Origin of the sequence: Paenibacillus sp. B2(2019) (assembly GCF_008370385.1) — a bacterium.
GTDB lineage: Bacteria > Bacillota > Bacilli > Paenibacillales > Paenibacillaceae > Paenibacillus_AQ.
In genome coordinates, this window is the sequence record NZ_VTZR01000003.1 from 131,388 (window position 1) to 156,315 (window position 24,928).

Consider the following 24,928-nt stretch of genomic DNA (forward strand, 5'->3'; position numbering starts at 1 on the left):
CGCATTCACATTCTCTACATTATAATTTCTTTTGGGGATACGCGCAATTCATGCTCGATCCTCCAATATCAAGAAGGAGTGGATATAACTTGAACGAAGTAGCGATAGGACATAAAGTACCGAATTTCACCCTTCCGTCTTCCAACGGGCAAGAGGTTAGTTTAAGTGATTACCTGGGCCGAAAGGTCATTTTATATTTTTATCCTAAAAATATGACACCAGCCTGTACACAGGAGGCCTGCGAATTCCGGGACGCCCATGATCAGATTACTACGCTTGGTGCGGTTGTTCTAGGCATCAGTCCAGATCCTTTGGCTTCGCATATGAGATTTACGGAGAAGAATAGTCTAACCTTTCCACTGTTGTCTGATGAGGATCATAAGATCAGTGAAATGTTCGGTGTATGGCAGCTTAAGAAGCTCTATGGTAGAGAATACATGGGCATAGTACGTTCTACTTTTCTGATCGATGAGCAGGGGACCTTAGTCGAGGAATGGCGGAAAGTACGAGTGAAAGGTCATGTAGCATCAGCCATAGCAGGGATTTCCAAATCATAAAGTTTGTTAATAACTTTTTGTAAAAGTCTGTTACATTTTTAACAGCTTTCATAAGGTGTTGTCATGATATAGTTTCCTCATAATTGCTTCAAATTTGGAGCAAGACGAGGTGGTGTAGTGATAATGCTGCGTATTGGCCTTGATATCGGATCAACTACTGCAAAATTGGTTGTTATAGAGCGTAACACTATTGTTTATCAGGACTATGTAAGACATTATAGCGATATAAAAAAAGCAGCCCTTTCTCTTCTATCTGACGTACAGAGCAGATTTCCAGAGAGAGGAGCGGCCTTAACTGTAAGCGGTTCCTCAGGCTTATCTTTATCCAAACTGGGAGGCGTACCGTTCGTTCAGGAGGTGATCGCCTGTACGAAGGCGATTGGCGAGCTGATTCCAGAATGCGATACGGCGATTGAACTGGGTGGTGAGGACGCCAAGATCATCTATCTCCGAGGCGGCATTGAGCAGCGTATGAATACGGCTTGCGCGGGAGGAACGGGAGCATTCATTGATCAGATGGCATCGCTGCTACAGATCGACCCAGCGGGCTTAAACGCATTGGCAGAGAAGCATGAGCGAATCTATCCTATCGCTTCACGCTGCGGTGTATTCGCCAAAAGCGATGTGCAGCCGCTATTAAACGAGGGGGCTCGCCGGGAGGATGTGGCGGCTTCAATCTTTCAGAGTATTGTTAATCAGACGATCAGTGGTCTCGCTTGCGGACGTCCGATTCGCGGACGGGTGGCTTTCCTTGGCGGACCGCTAACCTTCCTGCCAGCCCTGCGTCAGCGTTTTGCGGAGACGCTTGAACTTGCGGAGTCAGATATTCTTTTCCCCGAGCGGTCGCAGTATTTCGTAGCGATTGGATCAGCACTCTCTGAAGCGGATCCTACTATTTTGCCGCTTTCAGGTTGGATCGCGCGAATAGCGGCTGTGGATTTTACAGCGGATCGGGCAGCGGATGCTGAATTACCACCGCTGTTTGAGAACCCCGAAGAGCTTGCTGCGTTCCGTCAGCGCCATGGTAAAGCTTCTGCTGCCAGATCAGACCTGGCTGTGTATCGTGGCCCTTGTTATCTGGGGATCGATGCGGGGTCAACAACAACCAAACTCGTATTGACCGGCTCTGCTGACGAAATTCTACATACCTTTTATGGCAGCAACAAGGGGAATCCCTTGTATTCTGTCAGTGAGGCACTGAAGGAAATGTATCGGGTTCTACCGGAAGGCTGTTATATTGCAGGTTCTTATGTAACAGGTTATGGAGAGGGGTTAATCAAAGCCGCTTTATGGACGGACGGCGGTGAAGTGGAGACGGTTGCTCATTACAAGGCCGCATCTAAGTTCATGCCGGAAGTAGACTTTATTTTGGATATCGGCGGACAGGACATGAAATGCATCAAGATCCGCGGCGGTGCTATCGACAGTCTAATGCTCAATGAAGCCTGTTCGGCAGGCTGCGGCTCTTTTCTGGAGAGCTTTGCTTCTGCGCTCGGATTAGGTATCGAGGAGTTTGCCAAGTCAGCGCTGGAAGCGGTCAAACCGGTTAATTTGGGTTCCCGCTGTACGGTATTCATGAATTCTAAAGTGAAGCAGGTTCAGAAGGAAGGTGCGTCGCTGGCTGATCTTTCGGCAGGTCTTGCCTATTCCGTGATTAAGAATGCCCTGCAAAAAGTAATTAAAATTCGCAACCCTGAGGAATTAGGGCGGAATATTATTGTTCAGGGCGGCACCTTCTATAACGAAGCCGTATTGCGGGCCTTTGAGCGCCTAACGGGGAGAACGGTAGTCAGACCGGATATTGCTGGCGTTATGGGAGCGTACGGTTGTGCACTGATTGCCCGTGAGCAGGCAGGGGCTGACGGAAAAAGTACACTGCTTGGACCGGAGGAAATAGCCAACTTTAAGTACGAGGTATCTTCAGGTCGCTGTGGCCGCTGTGGAAATAACTGTGCGTTAACGATCAGTCGGTTCCCGGACAAGAGCTTCTACGTTACAGGCAATCGCTGCGAGCGTGGTGCAGGAGGCAGGAAAGAGAAGAATGTACTGCCAAATTTGATGCAGTATAAGTATGAACGTTTCTTTGACTATGAAGCATTACCTGAGGCAAGTGCAGCACGGGGCACTGTCGGTATTCCACGTACGATGAATATGTTCGAGAATTACCCGTTCTGGCACACTTTTTTCACCAAACTTGGCTACCGGGTAATTCTCTCTCCTAAATCAAGCAAGAAGCTCTACGAAAGTGGGATGGATACGATTCCTTCAGAATCGATCTGCTATCCTGCAAAGATGGCGCACGGACATGTGCAGAGCTTGATTGGTAAAGGCGTCGATTTTATTTTTTATCCTGCGGTGGTATATGAGAAGAAGGAAGATGAAGCAGCGGATAATCATTTCAATTGTCCGGTGGTCGCCTCTTACCCTGAGGTCATTCGCAACAATATGGATGGGCTAAAGGATAATGGAATCACGCTGGTCAGTCCGTTTCTGACCTTCGACGATAGATCTGCGCTGACTAAGGGACTCGTGAAGACATTTACAGGGATTCCGAGAGAAGAGATTGCGAATGCTGTGCAGGCAGGACTTGCTGAAGCTGACCGCGCCAAAAGTGATGTGCGTACCAAAGGTGAAGAGACGCTTGCGTATCTTGCCAGCACTGGGAACAAGGGAATACTTCTCTGTGGTCACCCTTATCATGCGGATCCTGAAATTAATCACGGCATTGCAGATATGATTACCGGTATGGGACTCGCCGTGCTGACAGAAGATTCTGTCTGCCATCTGGACCGAAGTGAAGGGGATGTGGCGGTAGTTAATCAGTGGACCTATCATGCCCGAATGTACCGCGCAGCCCGCCTTGCCGCAGTCCGAACCGACCTGGAGCTTGTTCAATTGACTTCCTTCGGTTGTGGGATTGATGCGATCACCTGTGATGCCGTACAAGACATTATGGAAAGGCATAACAAAGTATATACGCTGATCAAAATCGATGAGATTAGCAACCTTGGCGCTGCGCGCATTCGGCTGCGTTCACTGCTGGCAGCGATGCGCGAACGGGAAAAAGGAAAGGTGCTGCCACAGAAGCCGCCTAAAATACAGGCTAATGTAGCATTCACGAAGGAAATGAAAGAAACGTACACGATCCTTGCGCCGCAGATGTCGCCCATTCATTTTGAATTGTTTGAACAGGTCTTCCGCGATGTGGGATACCGTCTCAAGATCCTTGAAACCACTGGGCCTGAAGAGACGGAAGAGGGCCTTAGATACGTAAACAATGATGCATGTTATCCCGCTATTGTAACGATAGGGCAGATTCTGTCGGCACTGAAGAGTGGGGACTATGATCCGAATCGTACCGCTGTAATCATGTCACAGACGGGCGGTGGCTGCCGGGCGACGAATTATATTTCTTTGCTCCGCAAAGCCCTAAAGGATTCAGACCTAGAACAGATTCCTGTGATTTCGCTGAATGCTTCTGGAATGGAGAACCAGCCAGGCTTCCGAATCAGTCTTAAGCTGGCAAATCGGCTGATCGCTGCGGCTTGCTATGGTGATCTAATGATGCGGTTGCTAAATCATTTTAGGCCGTATGAGGTCGTTCCACAGAGTGCTGAGCGTTTATTCCGTAAGGGGATGGAGCGCTGTAAGGTCAGCCTAGTCAACTTCTCGTTCCGAGAATATAAACGTCTGATTCGTGAAATTGTAGCTGATTTTTGTAAGCTGCCCGTTACAGGTGCTACTAAACCAAGAGTAGGCATTGTTGGAGAGATCCTGATTAAATTTCATCCGGACGCCAACAACCGCATCATCGAGATGATTGAGGCAGAGGGCGGAGAAGCGGTAATGCCAGACTTCTTAGATTTCATCTTTTATTGCGTGTATAATCCGATCTACAAAGCCGAGCAATTCGGTAAAAGTAAACGGCTAGGATATATTAATCCGATGTTGATCTCCTATCTGGAGATTTATCGCAAGCCGATAAAGGTAGCTCTTGAGGATGCCGGACTGGCTAAAGGACGGGAAAATATTTATGGTCTTGCTGAGAAGGCCAGTCGACTGGTATCCGTAGGAAATCAGATGGGTGAGGGATGGTTCCTGACTGCAGAAATGATGGATCTGCTGGATAATGGTGTGAATAATATTGCTTGTATTCAACCGTTCGCCTGCTTGCCCAATCATATCACCGGGCGTGGGATGATTAAGGGCCTTAAGGAGTTGTATCCAGGTGCGAATATCGTCGCCATTGATTATGATGCTGGAGTTAGTGTAGTTAACCAAGCGAATCGAATCAAGCTGATGATGTCGATTGCTAGCAGTCATGAAGGGAATACTGTGTCTGATTTAGAACCATCACTTAAACCGCTGCAGCAGACCCTACTTGAAGGCTCGTACAGTTTGACCTGAGCTTAAAAAGGTAACATATAGAAGAAGTGCCTATAAAAAGCGGACCAAGAATTCACTTGGTCCGCTTTTTTGTGCTGATTATTAGTTTGTTGAGGGATAGCTGGCTACGCCTCTCCACCGTTTCAGATGAGGCAGCTGTTCGGCGAGTAATTTGCGGGCAACAGCCTCATCCATTCCTTCTTGAACCAAGTAGCCTGTACAAATGTCAGACATTTCTTGCAGCGTAATATCAGGCTGTTTAAATGCTCCATCTTCGTAGCAGTATACACAATAATCCTCGATCTTTTGCCCTTCCTTGTTCGTTCCAAGTAAATCTTCCGTAGGCATAGGCATCCCACAGCTTTGACAAAATTTCGGTTCGCCTTGCATTTGCCCTACATGCTCTTGATTCATATACAGCACTCCTTTTAAAAGTATGCGAAGCTTATGAGCACTCGCTTTAAGTACATTATAGAACTATGAATCTGACGACATACCGTCAAGTTTAAAGCGAGGTTGCATATTTTTTGGCAACCCCAAGAGCCAACTCTCCAAGCTTCTGACGAATATGTTCCGGCTCTAGCACTTCTAAAGCCGTTCCGAAGCTGAGCAAGAAACCATAGAGCCATCCGTCCTCGGGATAATGGATGGACACGTTATATCCACCATGTCCGTCCGGTTGAAGCTCAGTGGAGTCAAAGCGATCTTCCGCTAGATGTCTGCCTTCAGCTGTGAAGTGCAGAAGGATTGGCGACACTACTGAGGCAGAAGTCACTCGCTGATAATCAGTGCTCCAGGGCAGCTCATGCATGTCCCTATCTTCTCTAATGAATTCCCGTTTTTCTTTAGCGAGTCCTTTCATACGATGCAGCTTGAATAATCTGAAATCCTGGCGTTGCAGACAGTAACCATACAAGTACCATGCTTGTCCTTTTAAGACTAAAGTATAGGGCTCGACAGAACGCAGACTGGACTGCCCCTCGGCATTGACATAATCAAAGGCCACAGTTCTGTTTTCTTCCAGCGCCTCTTTTAGAGTTGCGATCTTCTCTTCTAGGATAGGCTGAAGACCCCAAGGAGAGAAATCGATGATAAGCTGGGTCGTTTTGCTTCGGAAAGCGGCGGTCTGTGAGGGCGGGATTACGCTGCTGATCTTCTCCATGAGCAGAGTGTGTTCAGTTCCGCCATAAGAGGAGACGCTTTGCAGAGCGGAGAAAATATCAGCCAGCTCGCGGTCGGTCAATACATTGCGGTCTAACCGGTAGCCTTCCATAAGGCCGATTCCACCACCCGATCCCTGATAGGTGACGATAGGAATTCCAGCCCCATTAATACTTTCAATATCACGGTAAATGGTACGCACGGACACTTCGAACATGTCGGCGAGCTCCTTCGCCTGAATGAGACGCCGGTTCATTAGTAGAATGACGATAGAGAGCAATCGATCAATTTTCAAAAGGTAGAGCCCTCCTTTTCGGATAATTTCGTTATGTAATGATGTACTACATCTTAGCAAATTCTTGAAAATAAAGCATTGTCATAAAATAATGATTCGATTAATATCTAATTAGATGTTCATATAAATAGATGAAGCGAGGTTTATGATAATGGGTAACCAACCAGCTATTGCAATTTTTAAAGCTCAAAAGGGATATTCACGTCTGTTCACAGCCGGACTAATCAATGGAATCGGTGATCGTTTTACTAGTGTTGCCGTGCTGGCATTGGTGCTGCAATTAACGGGGTCAGGGATGGCTGTGGGGATATCGCTAGGTGTGCGGCTGCTTCCTTATTTGTTTCTGGCACCGCTTGGAGGTGTACTTGGCAGCAAATTCCCTCGTAAATACATTATGATCGCTATGGATGTGCTTAGGGTTCCGGTTGCACTAACCTTTTTGTGGGTAGATGGGGAAGATAAGCTATGGCTGTTATATATAGCGAGTTTTTTGCTGGCGGCGGGGGAAGCGATCTACAGTCCTGTTCGTAAATCCTCCATTCCTTTGTTGGTGACCAAAGACTCTTTACTGACCGTTAATGGACTAGAGCAGCTTATGAGTGGCTGTGTACTTATATTGGGTGCATTAAGTGGGGGTGTAGTTTCGATGTGGTTCGGCCCAGAGGCAGCATTCGTGATGAATGCAATATCCTTTATGGTCGCAGCGCTCTTAATCTTCGGTATCGATATTCCACAAAATACTAATAGGGTAAATGAGGATAAGAGAAAGATAGATTCTCCGGATAAACTCAAAACTAAAGTAGACCGTCAGCAAAAGACAAGTAAAATGCGTGCGCTGTGGATTTTAATCAGCGGGAGTATCACGTTACAGGTTATTTTCGGGTATGAGCTGCTTGTTCCGATGCTGAATGGTCTGGATAATGTACTGATTAGTGTATATGCAGTACAGGAATTTGAAGCGGGAGATATAGGAGTAGGGGCTTTTTATGCAGCGCTCGGAATCGGGCTTAGTCTCAGTTTTTTTGCCGGACGATATGTAACAAAAGGGCTACTGGGTGTTGCGATTGGTGGGCTTATGATCGAAGGATTACTGCTGATGAGCATCAGTGTTAGCAATCAATTTACGATGGTTTTTATGTTATATATTTTATTATCTTTTGCCGGAGGGACGGGGAATGCTTGCCTGGATACACTGGTTATGCGAGAGACGCCTTCCGCTATGCAACCTGTTATTTTTGGACTCTTGTCGGCAGTAGGAAATACGCTGCTTGGGTTATCCATGCTGGTCGCGGGGTGGTTATTAGAATGGATGGAGCCTCGGGCGCTGGGTTTTGCTGGGGGAGCAGGGTTTTCTGTAATTGCTATACTGTTGGCAGGGTATGCGTTGATACGTAGTAAAAAGAGCGGTGAATTCACCGCTCCTTGGAAGGTTTTTTAATCTGTGCCTGAATCCGAGTGGCAGCTTTGCCAGGGAAGAGGCGGGCACCAATGTTTTTGCGATAACGGTAAATGATCACAAGAGCTGCTATTACTGCACCACCAGAAATAATCCAAAGCGCATATGACTCGAACAAATGGAAGATGCCCATCCACTGTGGACCAAACACCTTTCCGATGCTAAGAAACAGTACTACCCAGAATACGGCTCCACTATAAGCATATAGGGCGAATTTACGGAAGGGAAGCGCGATAATACCAGCAAAATAACCTGTAAAGTGCCGTACCCCTGGAATGAAATAACCGATAAAAATTAGAAAGCTTCCGTATTTCTCAAACCATTTCTGTGTTTTTTCTAGCTTAGTAGGTGAGAATAGAAACCATTTTCCATATCGCTGGATAAAGGGCATACCGGCTTTTAATCCGACAAAATAGGTGAGGGTCATCCCAGCTGTGGTGCCTGCAAAAGCAACTACAATTAGCGTAAAGAAATCAAGTCTCCCAGTATAGGAAAGGAAACCGGCAAACGCCATAGTGGTCTCTCCGGGAAAGGGCAGGGCAACGAACTCGAGAAGTAATCCAAAGAATAATACGCTATATCCATATTTGGTGAATAATTCTTGTATAAAACTCAGCATTTCCATAAGATTGTCACTCTCCAAGAGGCAGTTGCCTTATTCTATTTTACAGCTTGTCTTCATACAATCTACCAAATGGCTTTTAAGCCAATAGAATGCTGGAGGTAGAGAAGATGAAGGGTAATAAAAGCGCACACAGCCGCCGAAAGTTGATAAGCGGATTGCTCGTTATGGTTGTAATATTCATTGTAATGCTCGGATGGAGTATAGGGAAAAACTTGAATTCATGGGAGCTCCGATCCTTGCAGCCCGCTAGCGCGGAGTCTATATCTGTTAAGAATAAGCTTACCACAGCGACGATGCAAGATTTGCCATCTGCAGTAGAACCACTCGCTTCTGCATTTCCGGAAGTTCACTCCTCTTCAAGTGCGGCCCTTACTGTGACTCAACTCCCTCAAGCTAATGGGGTAGAGAAAATATCCAAGGTTTCGACAACGAGTTCTGCAATCACAGCAGCCAAAAAATCAAAAAAAACAGTCTATATTACATTTGACGACGGACCTAGCGATAACACCTTCAATGTACTTGAAATTTTACATCAGGAAGGTGTGAAGGCAACCTTTTTTGTTCTTGGTAATCAAGCGAAAAGCCATCCTGAGCTCATCGACTCCATATGGGAACAGGGCCATGCGATTGGCAATCATACCTATAATCATAATTACCATGATTTATATAGTGAATTCACGGAATTTTGGAATCAAATTAAACAGACTGAAGATATTGTTCAGGGGATTACAGGGGTTCGGCCACAGCTTATCCGCGCCCCAGGTGGAACCTATGATCATTTTGATAATACCTATTTCAATTTATTGAAGCAAGCAGGTTATAAGGTGATGGATTGGACGGTGGATAGCGGCGATTCTAAACGGAAAGGCGTGCCAGCCTCAGAAATTTTGAAGGAATCCACAATGGATATGAAGTCTTCCCAGGTTATTTTACTACTACATGATGGTGGCGGTCATCAAGAGAGCGTCAAAGCGCTGCCGGACATTATTGCACGCTATAAGGCGGCTGGATATGACTTTGGCCTATTGGATGAAACGGTAGAACCTGTACAATTTAGAGTCTCTTCAAAAGCCACTAATTTGGGGCGGAAAAAGCCTTCAGAAGCTTGGGTCGCCTCAAATATCACACCGAATGCGGAGCTCTTTGCGCCTGGAAAGCCATTGATTCTGGAGGTCGGAAAGTTGGAGACGAAGCTGAATCCCGGGGAATATTCCGTGCGAAATGGACAGTATATGGTTCCGCTTCGTGCTGTAATTGAACGGCTTGGAGGGCGAGTTAGCTGGGATGTGAATAGCCGAAGTGGAGAAATAGATTGGAACGGGAAAGCGATCATTGCCGATGTAATGAACAAACAATTGATTCTAAACCATCCTGATAACGGTCAAAAGACAATCGATGCGAGGGTAGAAATGATTGGTGGATCGATCTGGGTATCGCTACGAGAACTGCTGGAGACAACAGGTCATCCTCCGCTTAATATAAGCGTTACTGAAGTAGAACGCCGAGTAAAAACATTCTGAAAGAAGAGCTGAGGCTGTCTAGTAAAAAGAAAAAACAAATGTCTGGGCACCCTTTTTCATGGGAAGAATAGATAGTAATAAGTTCCTGAGCTGGGAACAAGTCTATGACCAAAGGATGGGTGTCCCATTGTCCTCTTCATCACTAATTGATCAATTGAAGAAAGATGCCGGAAGTGTCAAAAGCTTCTCTTATCCGCGTAGCCGAAGTGCTCTGATGGAATGGTTAAGGATGCTGACTGTGGCTGGAATTATAGGTGCTTTATATGTTTGGCGAGGAGGTCCGTCTTTGCTGTTTCTCCTGATCGTTGTTGGAGTTATTATGCTCGGTGGACTTATGCTTCAGCTCTCTGGTCCACGGACGATTAAGCTAGTTCGTACAATTACTCCTGCGAGACCGATGGCTGGAAATACACTTCATGTGAAGGTGCAGCTGAGCTTCTCTTCTCGGTTGCCTCTCCCTTGGATGACCATTGCCGATTATTGGGGCGATAGCCATCATCAGAAGCTGCTATTTCCTGGATTCAAACGTTCTTTTTCATACACATACACGATTGAAAATTTATCTCGCGGCAATCATCATCTGCTTGGCTGTAGAGTAACTTGGGGAGATTTTCCGGGTTGGTTCACGGGAAGGTCTGAACCGGATGGAGGACAGAGTTTTAAGGTGCTGCCAGCGCCTTTATACTTTGGTGGAACTGTACCAGATAGCGGATTTATGACGGGTGACACCTTGTATTCTAGACGGGGAAGAAGCATCAGCGATGAGGCTTTGGAATCCAGGGATTATGAGCCAGGAGATCCACTTAGCCGAATTCATTGGAAGAATAGTGCAAGAACGGGAGCACTGCAGAGCAAAGTTCCAGAACGGGAAAAGGCAAGAATGACCTGTATCGTTTTGGCTAATGACCCGTTCAGCTACGAAGTTCCTACAGATGCGCTTAAACCTCGTGGGAGCCGAGACGATTCGCCTCCAGCATTTGAGAAAGCGGTGTCGACAGCGATGGGGCTGATGCTCTCCGCTGAGCGTTCAGGTGCTTATGTTCAGTTGTTTAGCGGCGGTTGGCCAGAAGGTATGGCTAGACATGAAGGTCTGGGTAAAATCCCAGGGAGAGTGCTGGATATTCTGACTGAAATTTCTCTGAATGGCACTAGAAATCTGTCGCTGCTGCTTGATGATGCCTCCCGAGGCTGGATTCCGGGGATGACAGTAGCCATTATCACGGGACGACTAGAAGAGGAATCTGCCAAGGTGATTGCCAAGTTCTTGATGCAAGGTGTGAAGGTGGAGCTTTATTATGCTTGGGACCAATCAGCACCAAAGCCAGGGGAGGCTCGCCAGCCTGGAAGGGGAACTGTCGGAGATAGTTTGGCTCGTCTTGGAGCACGAATGTTTTGTCTGGATGATGCATTGCCAGCATTCAGATTCAGGGAGGTAGAGTTCCATGAATCATCCGGAAAACCAACACTACGGTAAGGGAAAATCGGGTGATACAGAACTGGCTATGAATGGCTTTCAGTTCAACTTGGGGCAAATAGAGAACAGACATGCCGGTAAGCAGAGAAAAGTGCCTCTGTACTATCGTTTGCTGTTCTCTTTGGCCATTATGGGGCTATTTATTGAATGGTTACTCCCTTTATATAGGTCTGCTTTATTAGAGGATACCTCCAAGATGCTACAAGTTCTAATGGTATTGGCGGCAGTGTTGCTGTTATGGGGGATATTTCAGATTCCGGGGTGGCTTCTGCTAAGTATTCAATTTCTTATTACTGTTTCAGCATGGCTTTACTTATGCAGTGGGGGCGAAGGCATAGGGTGGTTAGGGATTTATGCGGACGAAATTCCGAATGATCTTATTCTGCTTCTTTCTGGACATGTTTCTCAGTTAAGCGAGATCAGCAGGCTTTTGATATTGATTGTAGGTTGGGGGCTATTGGTATCCTCAGTACAGCAGCTTGCACTCTTCCGAGGGAGTACAGTGCTATTCACGGCAGTTACAATCATTTACTTGCTGATCTTGGATATGGGCTTTGACGTCAATACCACAATGGATATTGTGATATCAATGGGTCTTATTTTTTGGATGCACGCGATGAGTGGTCTCCTGCGTCTTCAAGAACGTGAGGGAGTTACTACACTGCCTTATGCGCGTTGGGGAGGGCTGACTTTGGCGACAGCCATTGTCGTGATGGCAACAGCATGGTTCGGTGGGCAGTTGTTGGGGGCAAGACCAACCAGCGAGCTTACGCTGCAATCGACATTTCAGAAGCTGCAGACTTGGGCTTCAGGCCATTTGCCAGAAGATAAGGCGTCTAATGCTTCAGGAACAACAGGGTATAGTTCGAATGACGGTGAACTCGGTGCCCCGTTATCCCGCAATACTGAACCAGTCTTTACAGCTATAACTAGCGAGCGTACTTACTGGCGAGGTGAGAGCATTGCTTACTATGATGGTCGCCGATGGATCAGGGGGGGCGAAGAGTTTATGCCCCTTAATCTGTCCGGTATTCCAAAGAATCCTTCATTGATGCTAAGCGGTGAAACTAGGAAACGAACACTTCAGCAGCGGATACAATTTGCCACCCCTTCTTCCGGGGGAATTCCTTTATTCAATGCGGGAATAATAACTGATGTTGAGTCGGTTGAACTCTTGGGCGGAAGTAAATTGGGATATGTGCTGTCTAACATAGACAGAGAGAGTTTTCGTCTGCCTGATTCAATAGGCTCTGCACGGATCACAGAATATTCAGTGGAGTCCTTACTTCCTGAGAGCGATCCAGTACTGCTTCGTGGTTTAAGCAGTGGCGATCCCCAGGAAATTATGGGCAAGTATTTGCAATTGCCAGATTTGTTACCCGTACGAGTGAGAGATCTGGCGGAGATGCTTACAGCTTCTTCAGGTAACCGCTATGACTCCGTAACTGCCATTAAGGATTACTTACAACATGGATATTCCTATACGTTGAACACAACGGTTCCACCATCCGGATCTGATTTTGTGGATCACTTTTTATTTGAGACGAAACAAGGCTACTGTGTTCATTTTGCAACAGCTATGACCGTACTGCTGCGCAGTGCAGGAATTCCTGCTCGTTATGTCCAAGGCTTTGGGCCTGGGACCTTGCAGGACGATACTATGCCGGCGAAGTATTTAGTCACCCAGGGCGATGCCCATGCTTGGGTGGAGGTCTATTTCGCCGGCGCCGGTTGGGTCCCATTCGACCCAACGCCTGGCCCCGCCCTTGCCGCCGGCTTCGCCGCACCGGCGCTGCCAGCGGCAGCCTCGCTCGCGCCGCAAGCTGCGCGAAGCGCGGGCCTGCCCGCCCTGCCGCTGGCGGGCGAAACCTCTGCCGCGCCGCTCGCTGCCGCGGCGCTGCTTCCCGCCGCCGCTTGGCGCTGGCGGCGTAGCCTGGCTCTGCTGCTGGCCGCGCGCAGCGCCAGCAGCATGAGCCGCGAGAGGCAGCTGCGCGCTGCCTCTCTAGCTTGGCACGGGCTGGCGGAGCGGTATGGACCGCCGGCGCCCGGTGTCACTGGCAGGGAGTATGTGGACTCCCTGCAGATCTACGATGCCGGACTAAGCGAAGCCGTCCGGCAGTTCGTACGCCAGTGGGAGACCCTGGCGTACGCGCCTTCAGCCATCGTCGCAGCCGATCCCGTGAACGAAATGCCTACAATGTCTGCAACGTCTAGAATGTCAGCAAGGTCGATGATATCTGCAATCCCTGCAATGTCTGCGGCGCCAGCATCACCCGCACCGGCAGAGATCAGCGAGCTTACTACTCATGATGCGTCCGCGTTTATTCGTGAATGCCTGATCATCACCTTCCGGTTAACTTAATCGGTCAGAACAGCTGATGCTGCTATACAATTCCTTCCATGGAAAGGAATGTTCTTCATGAAGTTTAACTCTCTCCTATTATGAGAAGTGTGTTCTCCTTTCCTTGACGATGAGAATTAACCATGAGTATAATGAATCCAATAATCAAGGGAGGCTCGTAATGAATAAGCCAAATGAAATTATCGTCGTTCTCGATTTTGGGGGACAATACAACCAACTTATCGCGCGCAGAATTCGGGACTTGGGAGTATACAGCGAACTTTTGCCGTACAATACGCCAGTAGACAAGATCAAAGCACTTGCACCTAAAGGGATTGTCTTCTCTGGTGGCCCTAGCAGTGTATATGCTGAAGATGCTCCACATGTAGATCCAGCGATCTATGATTTAGGAGTACCGATCTTCGGTATTTGCTATGGTATGCAGCTAATGGCTCACCAACTTGACGGTAAAGTGGAACGCTCCGCTAAACGTGAATATGGTAAAGCCGATATTGATTTTGAAGAAGGTACTGCACTCGTTGCTGGGCTAGAGAGCCGTCAGACGGTATGGATGAGCCACGGTGACCATGTAGTTGAACTTCCAACAGGATTCAAGCTGGAGGCAGGAACTGAAAGTGCTCCAATCGCGGCAATGAGCAATGATGAGCGTAAATTGTTCGCGGTTCAATTCCACCCAGAAGTACGTCACTCTGTACATGGTAATGAGATGATCTCGAACTTCTTGTATCAAATTTGTGGTTGCGAAGGCAAATGGACGATGGAATCATTTATTGATGAAGCCATTCAAGATATTCGTAACCAAGTCGGAGATAAGAAAGTACTCTGCGCACTTAGCGGTGGCGTGGATTCCTCTGTGGTTGCAATGCTAATTCACCGTGCTATCGGTGATCAATTGACTTGTATGTTTATTGATCACGGTCTTTTGCGTAAAGGTGAAGCTGAAAGTGTTATGGAGACCTTCGTAGGTAAATTCGATATTCATGTAGTGAAAATCGATGCACGCGAGCGCTTCATGAGCAAGCTTGCAGGCGTTGAAGATCCAGAGCAAAAGCGTAAAATCATTGGTAATGAATTCATCTACTGTTTTGATGAAGAATCGGCCAAGCTTGGAGATTTCGCATTCCTTGCACAAGGTACCTTGTATACGGATATTGTTGAGAGCGGAACGGCTACAGCTCAAACGATTAAATCCCATCACAATGTAGGCGGTTTGCCGGAAGATATGAAATTCAGCTTGATTGAGCCATTGAATACCTTATTCAAGGATGAAGTTCGTAAATTGGGTGAAGAGCTAGGAATGCCGCATGCAATTGTTTGGCGTCAGCCTTTCCCAGGTCCGGGTCTTGCTATCCGTGTATTGGGTGAAGTTACAGAAGAGAAGCTTACTATTGTGCGTGACTCTGATTTCATTTTGCGTGAGGAAATCGCTAAAGCAGGCTTAGATCGTGAAATTTGGCAGTACTTCACTGCATTGCCGAACATGAAGAGTGTAGGGGTTATGGGTGATGCTCGTACGTATTCTTACACTGTGGGCATTCGTGCAGTAACTTCCATCGATGGTATGACTGCGGACTGGGCACGTATTCCGTGGGACGTGCTTGAAAAGATTTCTGTACGTATTGTCAACGAAGTAGAGAACGTAAACCGTATCGTATACGATGTAACTTCGAAACCACCTGCAACAATCGAGTGGGAATAGGATCGGTGCAACTATAGATTTCAAAAAAACTCTCTTTTATTTGCGTTATTTAGCAAATAAAAGAGAGTTTTTTTATTTCTCAAGTAAAGGGTTGTGCTGGAGACGCCGTTTTCACAAATCTTTCATGAACACGTTTTGTTGAAAGGGCTTGCAACCCTCGAAAAGTTATGATAAATTGTACTTGTCTAAAAAATAGACAAGATAAACAAGTACATTTTCTACTAAAGGGGCCAATCAAAATGATGACTATTTCCAAAGAGACACCTCATATTAAACCGAACGGGGTAGAGATCGCTGAATCGATTCTGTTGCCTGGTGATCCTTTAAGAGCTAAGTTCATTGCGGAAACTTTTTTAGAAGATTACCATTGCTTTAACGAGGTAAGAGGAATGTTAGGATATACCGGTACTTACAAAGGGAAGAAAATCTCTGTTATGGGTACGGGAATGGGTCCAGCGAGCATGGGGATTTATTCTTGGGAATTAATCAATGTATTTGGAGTTAAGAATTTAATCAGAATTGGTACCTGTGGTGCAATGCAAGAAAACATTGAGCTATACGATGTAATTTTTGGTATGGGAGCTGCAACGGATTCCAATTATGGTCATCAATATAATTTACCTGGACAATATCCACTAACGGCTTCTTTTGAGCTTTTGGAGAAAGCTAAGAAAATAGCAGATGATAAAGGACAAAAGGTTCATATTGGTAATATTTTATCCAGTGAAATATTTTATAATGCGGATCAGGCAGCTAATAAAAAGTGGCAGGATGTAGGGATTTTGGGTGTTGAAATGGAATCTGTAGCCCTCTATTGGAACGCTATCCAAGCACGTGTAAATGCGCTGTGCATTCTAACAGTGAGTGATCATCTTATTACAGGAGCACAGACCACTTCGGAGGAACGCCAAACTGCATTTACTAAAATGATGGAGATCGCATTAGAGTTAGCGTAAATGCCCTCCTTCTATGTGAAACTAATGTAAACGATATAAAGTTTATACAGCATGAGATATTGGAAGCCTATTATGTAAAGTCGTTCCGGTTATATTATTTTTAATTACTAGATAAGGGATGAGAGTAGAATGAAGAAATTTAAACGTGTACATTTGATCGTCATGGATTCAGTAGGCATTGGAGAAGGAAAAGACGCGGATCAATTTAACGATGTTGGCTCCCATACCCTATTACACATTGCAGAACATATGAATGGATTAAATCTGCCCAACCTAGCCAAATTGGGTCTATCTAATATTGAAGAAATTTTGGGTGTTCCGAAAGCTGAGAAACCACTTGCTTATTATACTAAATTACAGGAAAAATCAGTCGGGAAAGATACAATGACAGGTCATTGGGAGATCATGGGTTTAAATATTGATCAACCCTTTAATGTGTATCCAAATGGATTCCCTGACGAATTAATTAAACAGATCGAGGACATAACTGGCCGAAAAGTAGTAGCGAATAAACCTGCAAGTGGAACAGCTATCCTTGATGAATATGGCGAGCATCAAATGAAAACAGGGGATCTAATCGTTTATACCTCTGCTGACCCGGTTCTGCAAATTGCAGCTCATGAAGAAATCATCCCATTAGAAGAGTTATATGATATTTGTGAAAAGGTTCGGGAAATCACCAAAGACCCTGCCTATTTAATTGGTCGTATTATTGCCAGACCTTATGTAGGCCAACCCGGGAAATTTACGAGAACCTCCAACCGTCATGACTATGCCTTAAAACCATTTCATAAAACCGTTATGAATAGCTTGCAAGACGGAGGTTATGATGTAATCGCCATTGGTAAAATCAATGATATTTTCGATGGTGAAGGCGTTACAGAATCCATTCGTACAAAAGACAATATGGATGGTATGGATAAACTGCTTGATGTAATTAAGAAAGATTTCACTGGAATGAGCTTTTTGAATTTAGTTGATTTTGATGCTTTATACGGTCATCGTCGTGATCCGGAAGGCTATGGAAGAGCATTAGAGGAATTCGATAAACGATTAGATGAGGTATTCGATTCTATCCGAGAAGATGATTTGTTAATTATTACGGCTGACCATGGAAATGACCCAACCTTCCCTGGTACAGACCATACTCGTGAGTTTATTCCTGTCCTAGTCTATTCCAAGCAATTAAAGGACAGTGGCGCATTACCTGAGCATGATACCTTTGCTGATATCGGTGCGACTATAGCGGATAACTTTGATGTTAATATGCCAGACAACGGTGAGTCTTTCTTGCCATTTCTTAAATAATTGATATCACATAAAAACCTCCAAAGTTTCTTTTTGGAGGTTTTTACGTTGTGATTGAAGCAGAGAAGGACATTCCTTGTCGCTTGAAAAATGATGTGTCATAATGGGGAGAAAAGGACATCAGATGAATGAACACACATAAACTAGATAAATTGAAACGGCCGCTTTATATCAATGTATATGATGAGCTTCTTCTTCAGATTAACAAAGGAGAATACCGCGTAGGTAGTCAGCTTCCTTCAGAACCGGATTTAGCCAAAAAACTTGGGGTTAGTCGCGCTACTTTACGGCAAGCTTTAGTTCTTTTGCAAGATGATGGATTAGTAAGAAATGTACGTGGTAAGGGAAACTTTGTACTTGAGTCTTCTTATAAACAAGAGGATATTCAATTAGAGAAACTGAGCAACCCCATGCATAAATGTCATATAAGCATATTTGACCAAGTAGATTTACATTATCGGCTGGACCCGCAAACGGAACATACCAAACAAGTATTAAGAAGAGATTCAGCTACAGTTGTAGCTTTGGAGCGTTTGTATAGAAAGGGAGGCGAGCTACATGCTTACGCTTTTACTTTTATGTCTATGCAAACAGTAGAGAGGTTATCTTTGGATCTTGATAATAAAGAGAAAATGCTGGATTTTCTAGAGAAACAGGCTTATGTAGATGCTAACCATGGGAATATTGAAATAAAATATACGCATACCGTTAACTTATCTGATCGGAAAGATAAATTAATGGGACGGAACGAGTGCTTTTTACTATTAGAAACCCTTTACGACAAAACAGAGCCAGATTATCCGTTAATGTATAATAAATTTTATATTCCACAGCAGTTCTCAAATTTAAAATTAATTTTGTCTAAAGGCTAACCAATAATAGATTAGAAAAACTCCCTTTTATCTGCGATATTTAGCAGGCAGAAGGGAGTTTTTTTTGACCCGAATCAAAGAGTTTTCGAGGGGGGATTGCTTAATGCAAAATAAATCCTTCTTCTTCGGCTTCATTGCTTGGCAGGAAAGGCAGCTTCGGGTTCGTTTTCAATAAAGTATCCATCAAAGCATGATCAAAATTATGCTTTACTACACAGTTGCGGTCAAAAATCATGGTTGCCTCATCTCCCGGTTTACATGCCGGCCACTGGGGGAGGGAAGGGATGTTAGGATTGCCATAGCGTGCAAAGCTTACCCAGGCACCACAGATGCGTTCCTCCATCCGATCGGAAACTCCCGGAATGAGGCACACGGGAACACGTTCCGTATTATGGAACACGAAAGGGATCTCAGCACAGTGCCATGCTGTCTTGCCGCCCTCAAAAGGAAATTCATAAGTAAACAAGTAGGAGTAGGTAGGAGCTTCCTCGTGTCCGGATTTCTTCTCAATAAAGTCCTTGGTTGGAACACGGAAGAAGGTATCTAAGAATAGCAGGTCGGACAAGTGTTTATCCGGATACGCTTCCTTAAATTGTGTGACCAGCTTCTCCGTATGATTGCCATACTTTTGAGTCAGCATCTCCATGGTGGCATCCTCAGACACGTCCTGCTTGTTTGGAACACCGGGACCAAAAGCGAACTCACCAAATACGCTACCAATCAATACCGGAATGGTCTTCGCATGCTCGGTAAAGCCCACCTCTCTTGGATCGCCTACATAGAATTCATTAGGCATAGGATTACCGCCAATGTATTCCCCTTGCATTGCGAGCGCCGGTGCAACTTTATTATAAGCTGCTGCTAACTGAGGATAAGGAACCGCTTCCAATTTTTTTGCTTCGTCCTCGCCAAGATTAAGCTCTGCTAACAGTGCCTTTATTATGGCGGTGCTATCGGTCTTGCGGGTGTCCAAAAAACCATCAATTAATCCGCTCTGGATAACGCCCTTATGGAACAGGGCGTCTGCTGCCGGAGTATTCATTAGTGTCCATACCTTCATACCGCCACCAGACTGTCCGAAGATGGTCACATTGTCCGGGTCGCCGCCGAAAGCTGTAATGTTTTCCTGGATCCATTTTAAAGCTGCCACCATATCGGCATTTCCGGCATTAGCGGAATTGACGTATTTATCTCCAAAAGCAGACAGGTTCATGTATCCCAGAATATTCAATCGGTGATTTAAGGTTACTACGACCACATCGCCGAACTCGCTAAGCTTGTCTCCTTCATAAGCTACCTGTTCAATAGAAGAGCCAGCTGCGAAACCGCCCCCGTGTAGCCATACCATAACAGGTTTTTTGGCCTGCGGTTCAAGGCTCTGGGTCCAGATGTTCAGATACTGACAATTCTCATCCATAGGCCAGTAACGGTGAGGAACCAGCACTTCCATGACGGGCTGATCCTGGGTTAACATGGGAGACACATAACCGTAAGCGAGTGCATCCTTAATTCCCTCCCAAGGTGCTACCTCTGTGGGCATCTGGAAGCGCTTGGCATCTGCGTACTTTATCCCGTGAAAGGTATAAGTGCCGTTGACCTGAAAGCCTCTCATTTTTCCGGCTTTAGTCTGTACAATGGGTTCTGCTGAGGAACATACGAAATTATTTACTGTCATCATGGAAATCCTCCTTACATCAGATAGCCCCATTATAATAAAAGAAGGATAGTGAAAAATACAGGAAACTTATCTGCTTTATCCTTATTCTTTGCTTCTTTTCTGGAGGTCAGCAGGTCTGGTCTCAGGATAAGAAAATAATCATGATAAAAAAGTCAAGATTCCCTTATGCAGCAGAATTCATCACCACCCTCTAGAAACTTTATTGTAAGATCTGTGACAATATAGACTCTAATGTTTTTGCTTGATAGGGCTCGCCAAATTCATATAATGCATCGATTGCTGATTGAGCAAGCTTCGTTCCTTCTTCTTTACTGTTCCTTTTTATTTTAATTAGACCGTTATAATACTTATATACAATCTTAAAGAACAGCATTTGATATTGAGGACTGCTAATATTATTTAAGTTCTCTAATAAGATCTCTGCAGAGCTTATTTGATTGATCATAATTAATTCATAAATCATATTGGTTAGCATTACACATATGACATCTCGTCCGCGTTCGTGGGCTTCATATTTTTTCATTGACTTGATAAGTGTTTTAAAGAGTATATCTCTCTGATCGTAATCTATGTAATTTAAAGTATTTGTGAACAGCTGTATTTCTTGAAGGGTCCAGGATTGGAGATTGTTGAGATAGTTAGTGATCGTCTCAATATCTTCTGTTAAAATGACAGAGTTCTCAAACTTACCAGTTAAGTTAAAGTGCTTCATTAATCTTATACGAGACCTGACTTCTGCCAGATGGACTTGAGAGATCAGATCCTCTCTCTGATGTAGTTCTTGATATAGTTCAAATAATGCCTCAAGATCGTTATTATTTCCAGCTTTGGAGTATTTATTGGTAAATGTGTCGTGTTTAGATAGTTTATAACCTCTATAAATGTAGAAAAACTCGTCAATCCCCATCATAAGTCGATCTAAAATTTGTTCTAACAGTCTTAATGTGATCTCATGGTTTCCTTTTTCAAATTCAATGGCATATGATTTCGAGATAATATCTAAATATAGTTCTTTTTGACTTAATCCCTTGTTGGTCCGTATATTTCGAATAACCTCACCGTAGGTATTCAAATCGTTCGCCACCCTCTTATTGAAATCGTGAGCTTTTATTATATTTCAGAGAGAATCTAATTTGATTACGAAAAAATTATATTTTGATATTTGAAAACCTACTGACTGTGGTTTTTCGGGCTACGTGGAAATATTAGTAAATAAATCGAATCCGCTGGAAATTTCTTAAAAAGATGGTCCTATTTATAAGACCTTTGTCGTTATTGGACATAAAAGCAATTATGATAAGTACGTTAGATGGATTAATAGAAGATAGGTTTTATATTTCCTTGGAAGGATTTGATTTATTATGAAGAATAAAAGTGATTTTTTCAGATTTGAGCGTAAAAACGATGATTTTCCGTTCTACAATGATTTGCAATCTCCTACTTTGAATTTGAAGAGTGGCCTCATATTTCTTCTTGCTGTAGCTGTGGGCTTCGCTCTGTTTCTTATTGGTTTTGGCGGCCCAGTACAACCGTTTATGAATGTGATTTTTCCATTGGCAGCAGTGATTTTTGTTGCACGAAGCCAATGGACGTCTTTATTCAGAAAATTAGTTGCTAAAGATATTATCTTAATTATTGGAACGTACATTGTGAATATTATTGTGACATTTGTTGCTGGTTTCGTTATTTCAAAATTGTTTAATGTGAGCGCTAATCCTGTAGGCGAAAGCTTCAATGGTAATTTTGCGGATGCACTTCCGATGTTCTTGAAGATGGTCCCCATGCTGTTTGGTGAAGAATTAATAACAATACTTCCATTCTTAGTTATTCTAGCATTTGCAGTGAAAAAGCTTAAACTGAGTAGAAAGTCTGCAATTATTTTAGCGTGGGTTGTAGCATCCATTATCTTTGGTGCATACCATTTACAAACATATAATTGGAACCTTGTACAAGCCATTCTTGGTATCGGTATTGCACGGGTCGTTCTGCTTTATCCATACATTAAGACTAAAAATATCTGGACATCGTTTATAGTGCATGTAATGAATGACTGGACACTTTTTGGATTTGCATTTTTATCTTCAATGCACCATTAATTAGGTTCAAGCGTTTACGATAGAGTCTAATCAAACACCTGCAACTCCTTATTGAACAAGGGGTTGCAGTTTTTTTGTATTTAAAAAAATGTGATAGACGCTATATAGCTGCTCTATATGAATGTGATAAAATGGGAAAAATCTATCATAGGGAGAAATTAACATGGGGTTTTCTCTTCTCGGCACACTAATGGCCTTAATTATCCTTGCACCTAGTTTGTTAATGATTAAGTTTCCACCTGAGAATGCCCCTGCCGGTGTTCGAGATGCAGGACCGGTCTTTACAATTTTGGAGAGAGTAGGGCAGTTGGGTTGTATCGGCATTCTTGCAATCTCAAAGGATAACTTTCAACATGTGAAATTCGGTGTGGTAGCTGCCTTCATCGTCTTGTTTATCGTTGTTTATTATGGTCTATGGGTTCGATATATAGTTAAGGGGCAGCAATTTAAATTATTATGGGACCCTTTAGTTTTTATTCCGATCCCGATGGCAGTTCTTCCAGTATGTGCATTCGGATTGGCAGCGATGTGGGGAAAATCTATTTGGCTGAGTATTGCAGTCGTTTGTTTAGCGATAGGGCATTTAGCTAATTCTTGGCATAGTTATAAGCATAGTAAAGATTAATAATTAGAATTATAGTAAAATATACCCATACAAAAAGTGATTGAATAGTTAATAAGCTACGTGACTAGAAGAGGTTTGAAGGTAGATGAAAGCATAAAAATGTATGAATTACGAACATTGGAAAAAATAAAGTCGAAAATGTTCGCTTTTTATCATTGACAACTTATATGATGTCCACCTAAAATGATAGAGCACAACAACATAATTCTTTCGTATATTTCCGGGAATCGGCCTGGAAGTTTCTACGAGGTCACCGTAATGACCTGGCTACGATTAAGAAGAGCAGAGCAACCCCGCATTGTCCTTAATTAGGACTATGGTCATGGGGGACTACTCTTTTTTTCGAGCCGGTGTCTAACAGATACCGGCTTTTTGTTGCTGTCAGACACACAACATACCTTAGGGGGAGAACAATTTGAATCGGTTTTTCAAGTTGAAAGAGAACGGCACCACAGTTCGTACAGAGATCATGGCGGGCTTGACCACGTTCATGGCAATGGCTTACATCTTGTCGGTTAATCCGAGTACTTTAACAGCATTTGGCCGTATTGATATGGGCTGGTATTCTGTATTTCTAGCGACTGCGCTGGCAGCAGGTATTTTCACCATCGCAATGGGCGTGTTCATAAACTTTCCAGTGGCATTGGCACCTGGTATGGGACTTAACGCATATTTTGCTTCCGTAATTCTATCTTCCGCCACATCAGAGCATCCATTCACTTGGCAAATGGGTCTGACAGCCGTATTTATTTCCGGTTTGATCTTTATCTTGCTGACTGTAACTCGAGTGCGACAGATCTTACTAACTGCAATTCCTGACAGTTTGAAACATGCGATTACAGTAGGTATCGGGATGTTCATTACGATCCTTGGTCTTAAGAACAGTGGACTCATGACGATTGGTGTTGAAGCCGGTAAAGACATTCCTGCTAACACTTTCACAGATGTCCTTTCCTTTGAAACTATCATTCACATGGGTAGCCTAGAGAATTCCAATGTCCAATTGGTAATTATCGGACTTCTTCTAATCTCTATCCTGATGGTATTGAACGTTAAAGGTGCGATTTTATTCGGTATCTTGGGAACAACTGTCGCTGGTATGTTGATGGGCGTAGTTGATTTCAGCGCATTGTCCAGTCCGGCAACGCCTTGGGTTCCTGATTTCACACAATTGAACTTCTTCCAATTTGACTGGGATGGTATCCTGCACACAGGTATTGTTTCAGCGATTGCAACCTTCACATTTGTAGAGTTGTTTGATACATTTGGTACACTTGTAGGTACGGCTCAACGCGCTGGTATTATGGATAACCCTGAAGAAGGTAATAGACGTGTAGGTAATGCAATGTTTGTCGATGCAGTTGCTGTAGCAGGTGGTGCGGCACTGGGTACTTCGACTACTACTGCTTTTGTAGAAAGCGCGGCAGGTGTTGCTGAAGGTGGACGTACAGGTCTTACAGCTGTAACAACTGGCGTATGTTTCTTGCTTGCATTGTTCCTTGCTCCAGTGGTTGCTCTTATTCCTGGATCTGCTACAGCCGCAGCATTGATCGTCGTAGGTGTGCTGATGGCACAATCGATCCGTCAAATCGATTTTCAAGATATGGTTGTTGCGATTCCAGCCTTCCTAACACTTGTAATCATGCCTTTCACTTATAATATCGCTAACGGTATTTCCTTTGGTATCGTAACTTATGTAATCCTTGCTTCTGTTGCTAACCTTGCGGGTAAGAAGAAATACGATATTCACTGGATGATGTGGGTACTTGCGATTCTGATCGTTCTCCGTTATGTATTCCTTGGTAGCGAGGGCTAACATATATACAGTATTTCTGAAATTCATCTCGGGCTCCTTCAT

18 protein-coding genes and 1 riboswitch are annotated in these 24,928 nt (G+C 44.4%); of the genes, 13 read left to right on the top strand and 5 right to left on the bottom strand.

What is annotated here, in order from left to right:
• Positions 1-89 precede the first annotated feature (89 nt).
• Together bcp and PAENI_RS06205 are read left to right on the top strand one after the other, a co-directional pair.
• Positions 90-557 carry a thioredoxin-dependent thiol peroxidase gene (gene bcp / locus PAENI_RS06200; protein ID WP_410477455.1) on the top strand — a complete coding sequence of 156 codons (468 nt, stop codon included), beginning with the start codon at positions 90-92 and terminating at the stop codon, positions 555-557.
• Between the two features lie 123 nt (positions 558-680).
• Positions 681-4,964 carry a 2-hydroxyacyl-CoA dehydratase gene (locus PAENI_RS06205; RefSeq protein ID WP_262495517.1) on the top strand — a complete coding sequence of 1,428 codons (4,284 nt, stop codon included), beginning with the start codon at positions 681-683 and terminating at the stop codon, positions 4,962-4,964.
• Positions 4,965-5,045: 81 nt separating this feature from the next.
• Here PAENI_RS06205 and PAENI_RS06210 read toward each other — a convergent pair whose 3' ends face one another.
• A complete protein-coding gene (locus tag PAENI_RS06210) occupies positions 5,046-5,357 on the bottom strand; it encodes a zinc ribbon domain-containing protein (protein ID WP_262495518.1) in 312 nt (103 codons plus the stop codon).
• A gap of 91 nt (positions 5,358-5,448) precedes the next feature.
• Positions 5,449-6,399 (bottom strand): helix-turn-helix transcriptional regulator, encoded by a 951-nt coding sequence (locus PAENI_RS06215; protein WP_149644670.1) that lies wholly within the window; start codon positions 6,397-6,399, stop codon positions 5,449-5,451.
• Positions 6,400-6,550: 151 nt separating this feature from the next.
• Between PAENI_RS06215 and PAENI_RS06220 the strand changes: the two genes are divergently transcribed.
• Positions 6,551-7,837 (top strand): MFS transporter, encoded by a 1,287-nt coding sequence (locus PAENI_RS06220; RefSeq protein ID WP_188114490.1) that lies wholly within the window; start codon positions 6,551-6,553, stop codon positions 7,835-7,837.
• Here PAENI_RS06220 and PAENI_RS06225 read toward each other — a convergent pair.
• On the bottom strand, positions 7,812-8,480 hold the full coding sequence (locus PAENI_RS06225) for a DedA family protein (protein WP_076285863.1): 669 nt from the start codon (positions 8,478-8,480) through the stop codon (positions 7,812-7,814). The genes PAENI_RS06220 and PAENI_RS06225 overlap by 26 nt on opposite strands.
• Positions 8,481-8,587: 107 nt before the next feature.
• Here PAENI_RS06225 and PAENI_RS06230 point away from each other — a divergent pair, with 107 nt between their 5' ends.
• The 7 genes from PAENI_RS06230 to PAENI_RS06260 all read left to right on the top strand — a co-directional run bounded on the left by PAENI_RS06230 (position 8,588) and on the right by PAENI_RS06260 (position 18,671).
• Positions 8,588-10,000 (top strand): polysaccharide deacetylase family protein, encoded by a 1,413-nt coding sequence (locus PAENI_RS06230; protein WP_149644672.1) that lies wholly within the window; start codon positions 8,588-8,590, stop codon positions 9,998-10,000.
• A gap of 58 nt (positions 10,001-10,058) precedes the next feature.
• Positions 10,059-11,474: a DUF58 domain-containing protein gene (locus PAENI_RS06235; RefSeq protein WP_149644673.1), complete on the top strand. Its 1,416-nt coding sequence runs from the start codon at positions 10,059-10,061 to the stop codon at positions 11,472-11,474.
• Entirely contained in the window at positions 11,443-13,836 is a 2,394-nt protein-coding gene (locus PAENI_RS06240) for a DUF4129 domain-containing transglutaminase family protein (RefSeq protein WP_149644674.1), read from the top strand. Before PAENI_RS06235 ends, PAENI_RS06240 begins: the two co-directional genes overlap by 32 nt.
• A 160-nt stretch (positions 13,837-13,996) precedes the next feature.
• Positions 13,997-15,535, top strand: coding sequence for a glutamine-hydrolyzing GMP synthase (guaA, locus tag PAENI_RS06245; RefSeq protein WP_149644675.1), 1,539 nt, complete (start codon positions 13,997-13,999; stop codon positions 15,533-15,535).
• A gap of 242 nt (positions 15,536-15,777) precedes the next feature.
• Positions 15,778-16,491 (top strand): purine-nucleoside phosphorylase, encoded by a 714-nt coding sequence (gene deoD / locus PAENI_RS06250; protein WP_410477457.1) that lies wholly within the window; start codon positions 15,778-15,780, stop codon positions 16,489-16,491.
• A 129-nt stretch (positions 16,492-16,620) separates the two neighbouring features.
• A complete protein-coding gene (gene deoB / locus PAENI_RS06255; RefSeq protein WP_149644677.1) occupies positions 16,621-17,799 on the top strand; it encodes a phosphopentomutase in 1,179 nt (392 codons plus the stop codon).
• Between the two features lie 128 nt (positions 17,800-17,927).
• Positions 17,928-18,671, top strand: a complete 744-nt coding sequence (locus tag PAENI_RS06260) for a GntR family transcriptional regulator (protein WP_149644678.1) — start codon at positions 17,928-17,930, stop codon at positions 18,669-18,671.
• A 100-nt stretch (positions 18,672-18,771) separates the two neighbouring features.
• Here the strand turns inward: PAENI_RS06260 and PAENI_RS06265 are convergent, their stop codons facing one another.
• Both PAENI_RS06265 and PAENI_RS06270 read right to left on the bottom strand, forming a co-directional pair.
• Positions 18,772-20,349, bottom strand: a complete 1,578-nt coding sequence (locus tag PAENI_RS06265; protein WP_223178911.1) for a carboxylesterase/lipase family protein — start codon at positions 20,347-20,349, stop codon at positions 18,772-18,774.
• A 199-nt stretch (positions 20,350-20,548) separates the two neighbouring features.
• The gene (locus PAENI_RS06270; protein WP_149644679.1) at positions 20,549-21,421 is read right to left on the bottom strand and encodes a helix-turn-helix domain-containing protein; all 873 of its coding nucleotides are present in this window, start codon (positions 21,419-21,421) and stop codon (positions 20,549-20,551) included.
• Positions 21,422-21,710: 289 nt separating this feature from the next.
• Between PAENI_RS06270 and PAENI_RS06275 the strand changes: the two genes are divergently transcribed.
• The 3 genes from PAENI_RS06275 to PAENI_RS06285 all read left to right on the top strand — a co-directional run bounded on the left by PAENI_RS06275 (position 21,711) and on the right by PAENI_RS06285 (position 24,886).
• The gene (locus PAENI_RS06275) at positions 21,711-22,445 is read left to right on the top strand and encodes a CPBP family intramembrane glutamic endopeptidase (protein WP_149644680.1); all 735 of its coding nucleotides are present in this window, start codon (positions 21,711-21,713) and stop codon (positions 22,443-22,445) included.
• Positions 22,446-22,608: 163 nt separating this feature from the next.
• A complete protein-coding gene (locus tag PAENI_RS06280; RefSeq protein WP_149644681.1) occupies positions 22,609-23,070 on the top strand; it encodes a hypothetical protein in 462 nt (153 codons plus the stop codon).
• Between the two features lie 190 nt (positions 23,071-23,260).
• Positions 23,261-23,360: riboswitch (purine riboswitch) on the top strand.
• 125 nt (positions 23,361-23,485) lie between these two features.
• A complete protein-coding gene (locus tag PAENI_RS06285; RefSeq protein ID WP_042184716.1) occupies positions 23,486-24,886 on the top strand; it encodes an NCS2 family permease in 1,401 nt (466 codons plus the stop codon).
• The last annotated feature ends 42 nt before the right edge of the window (positions 24,887-24,928 follow it).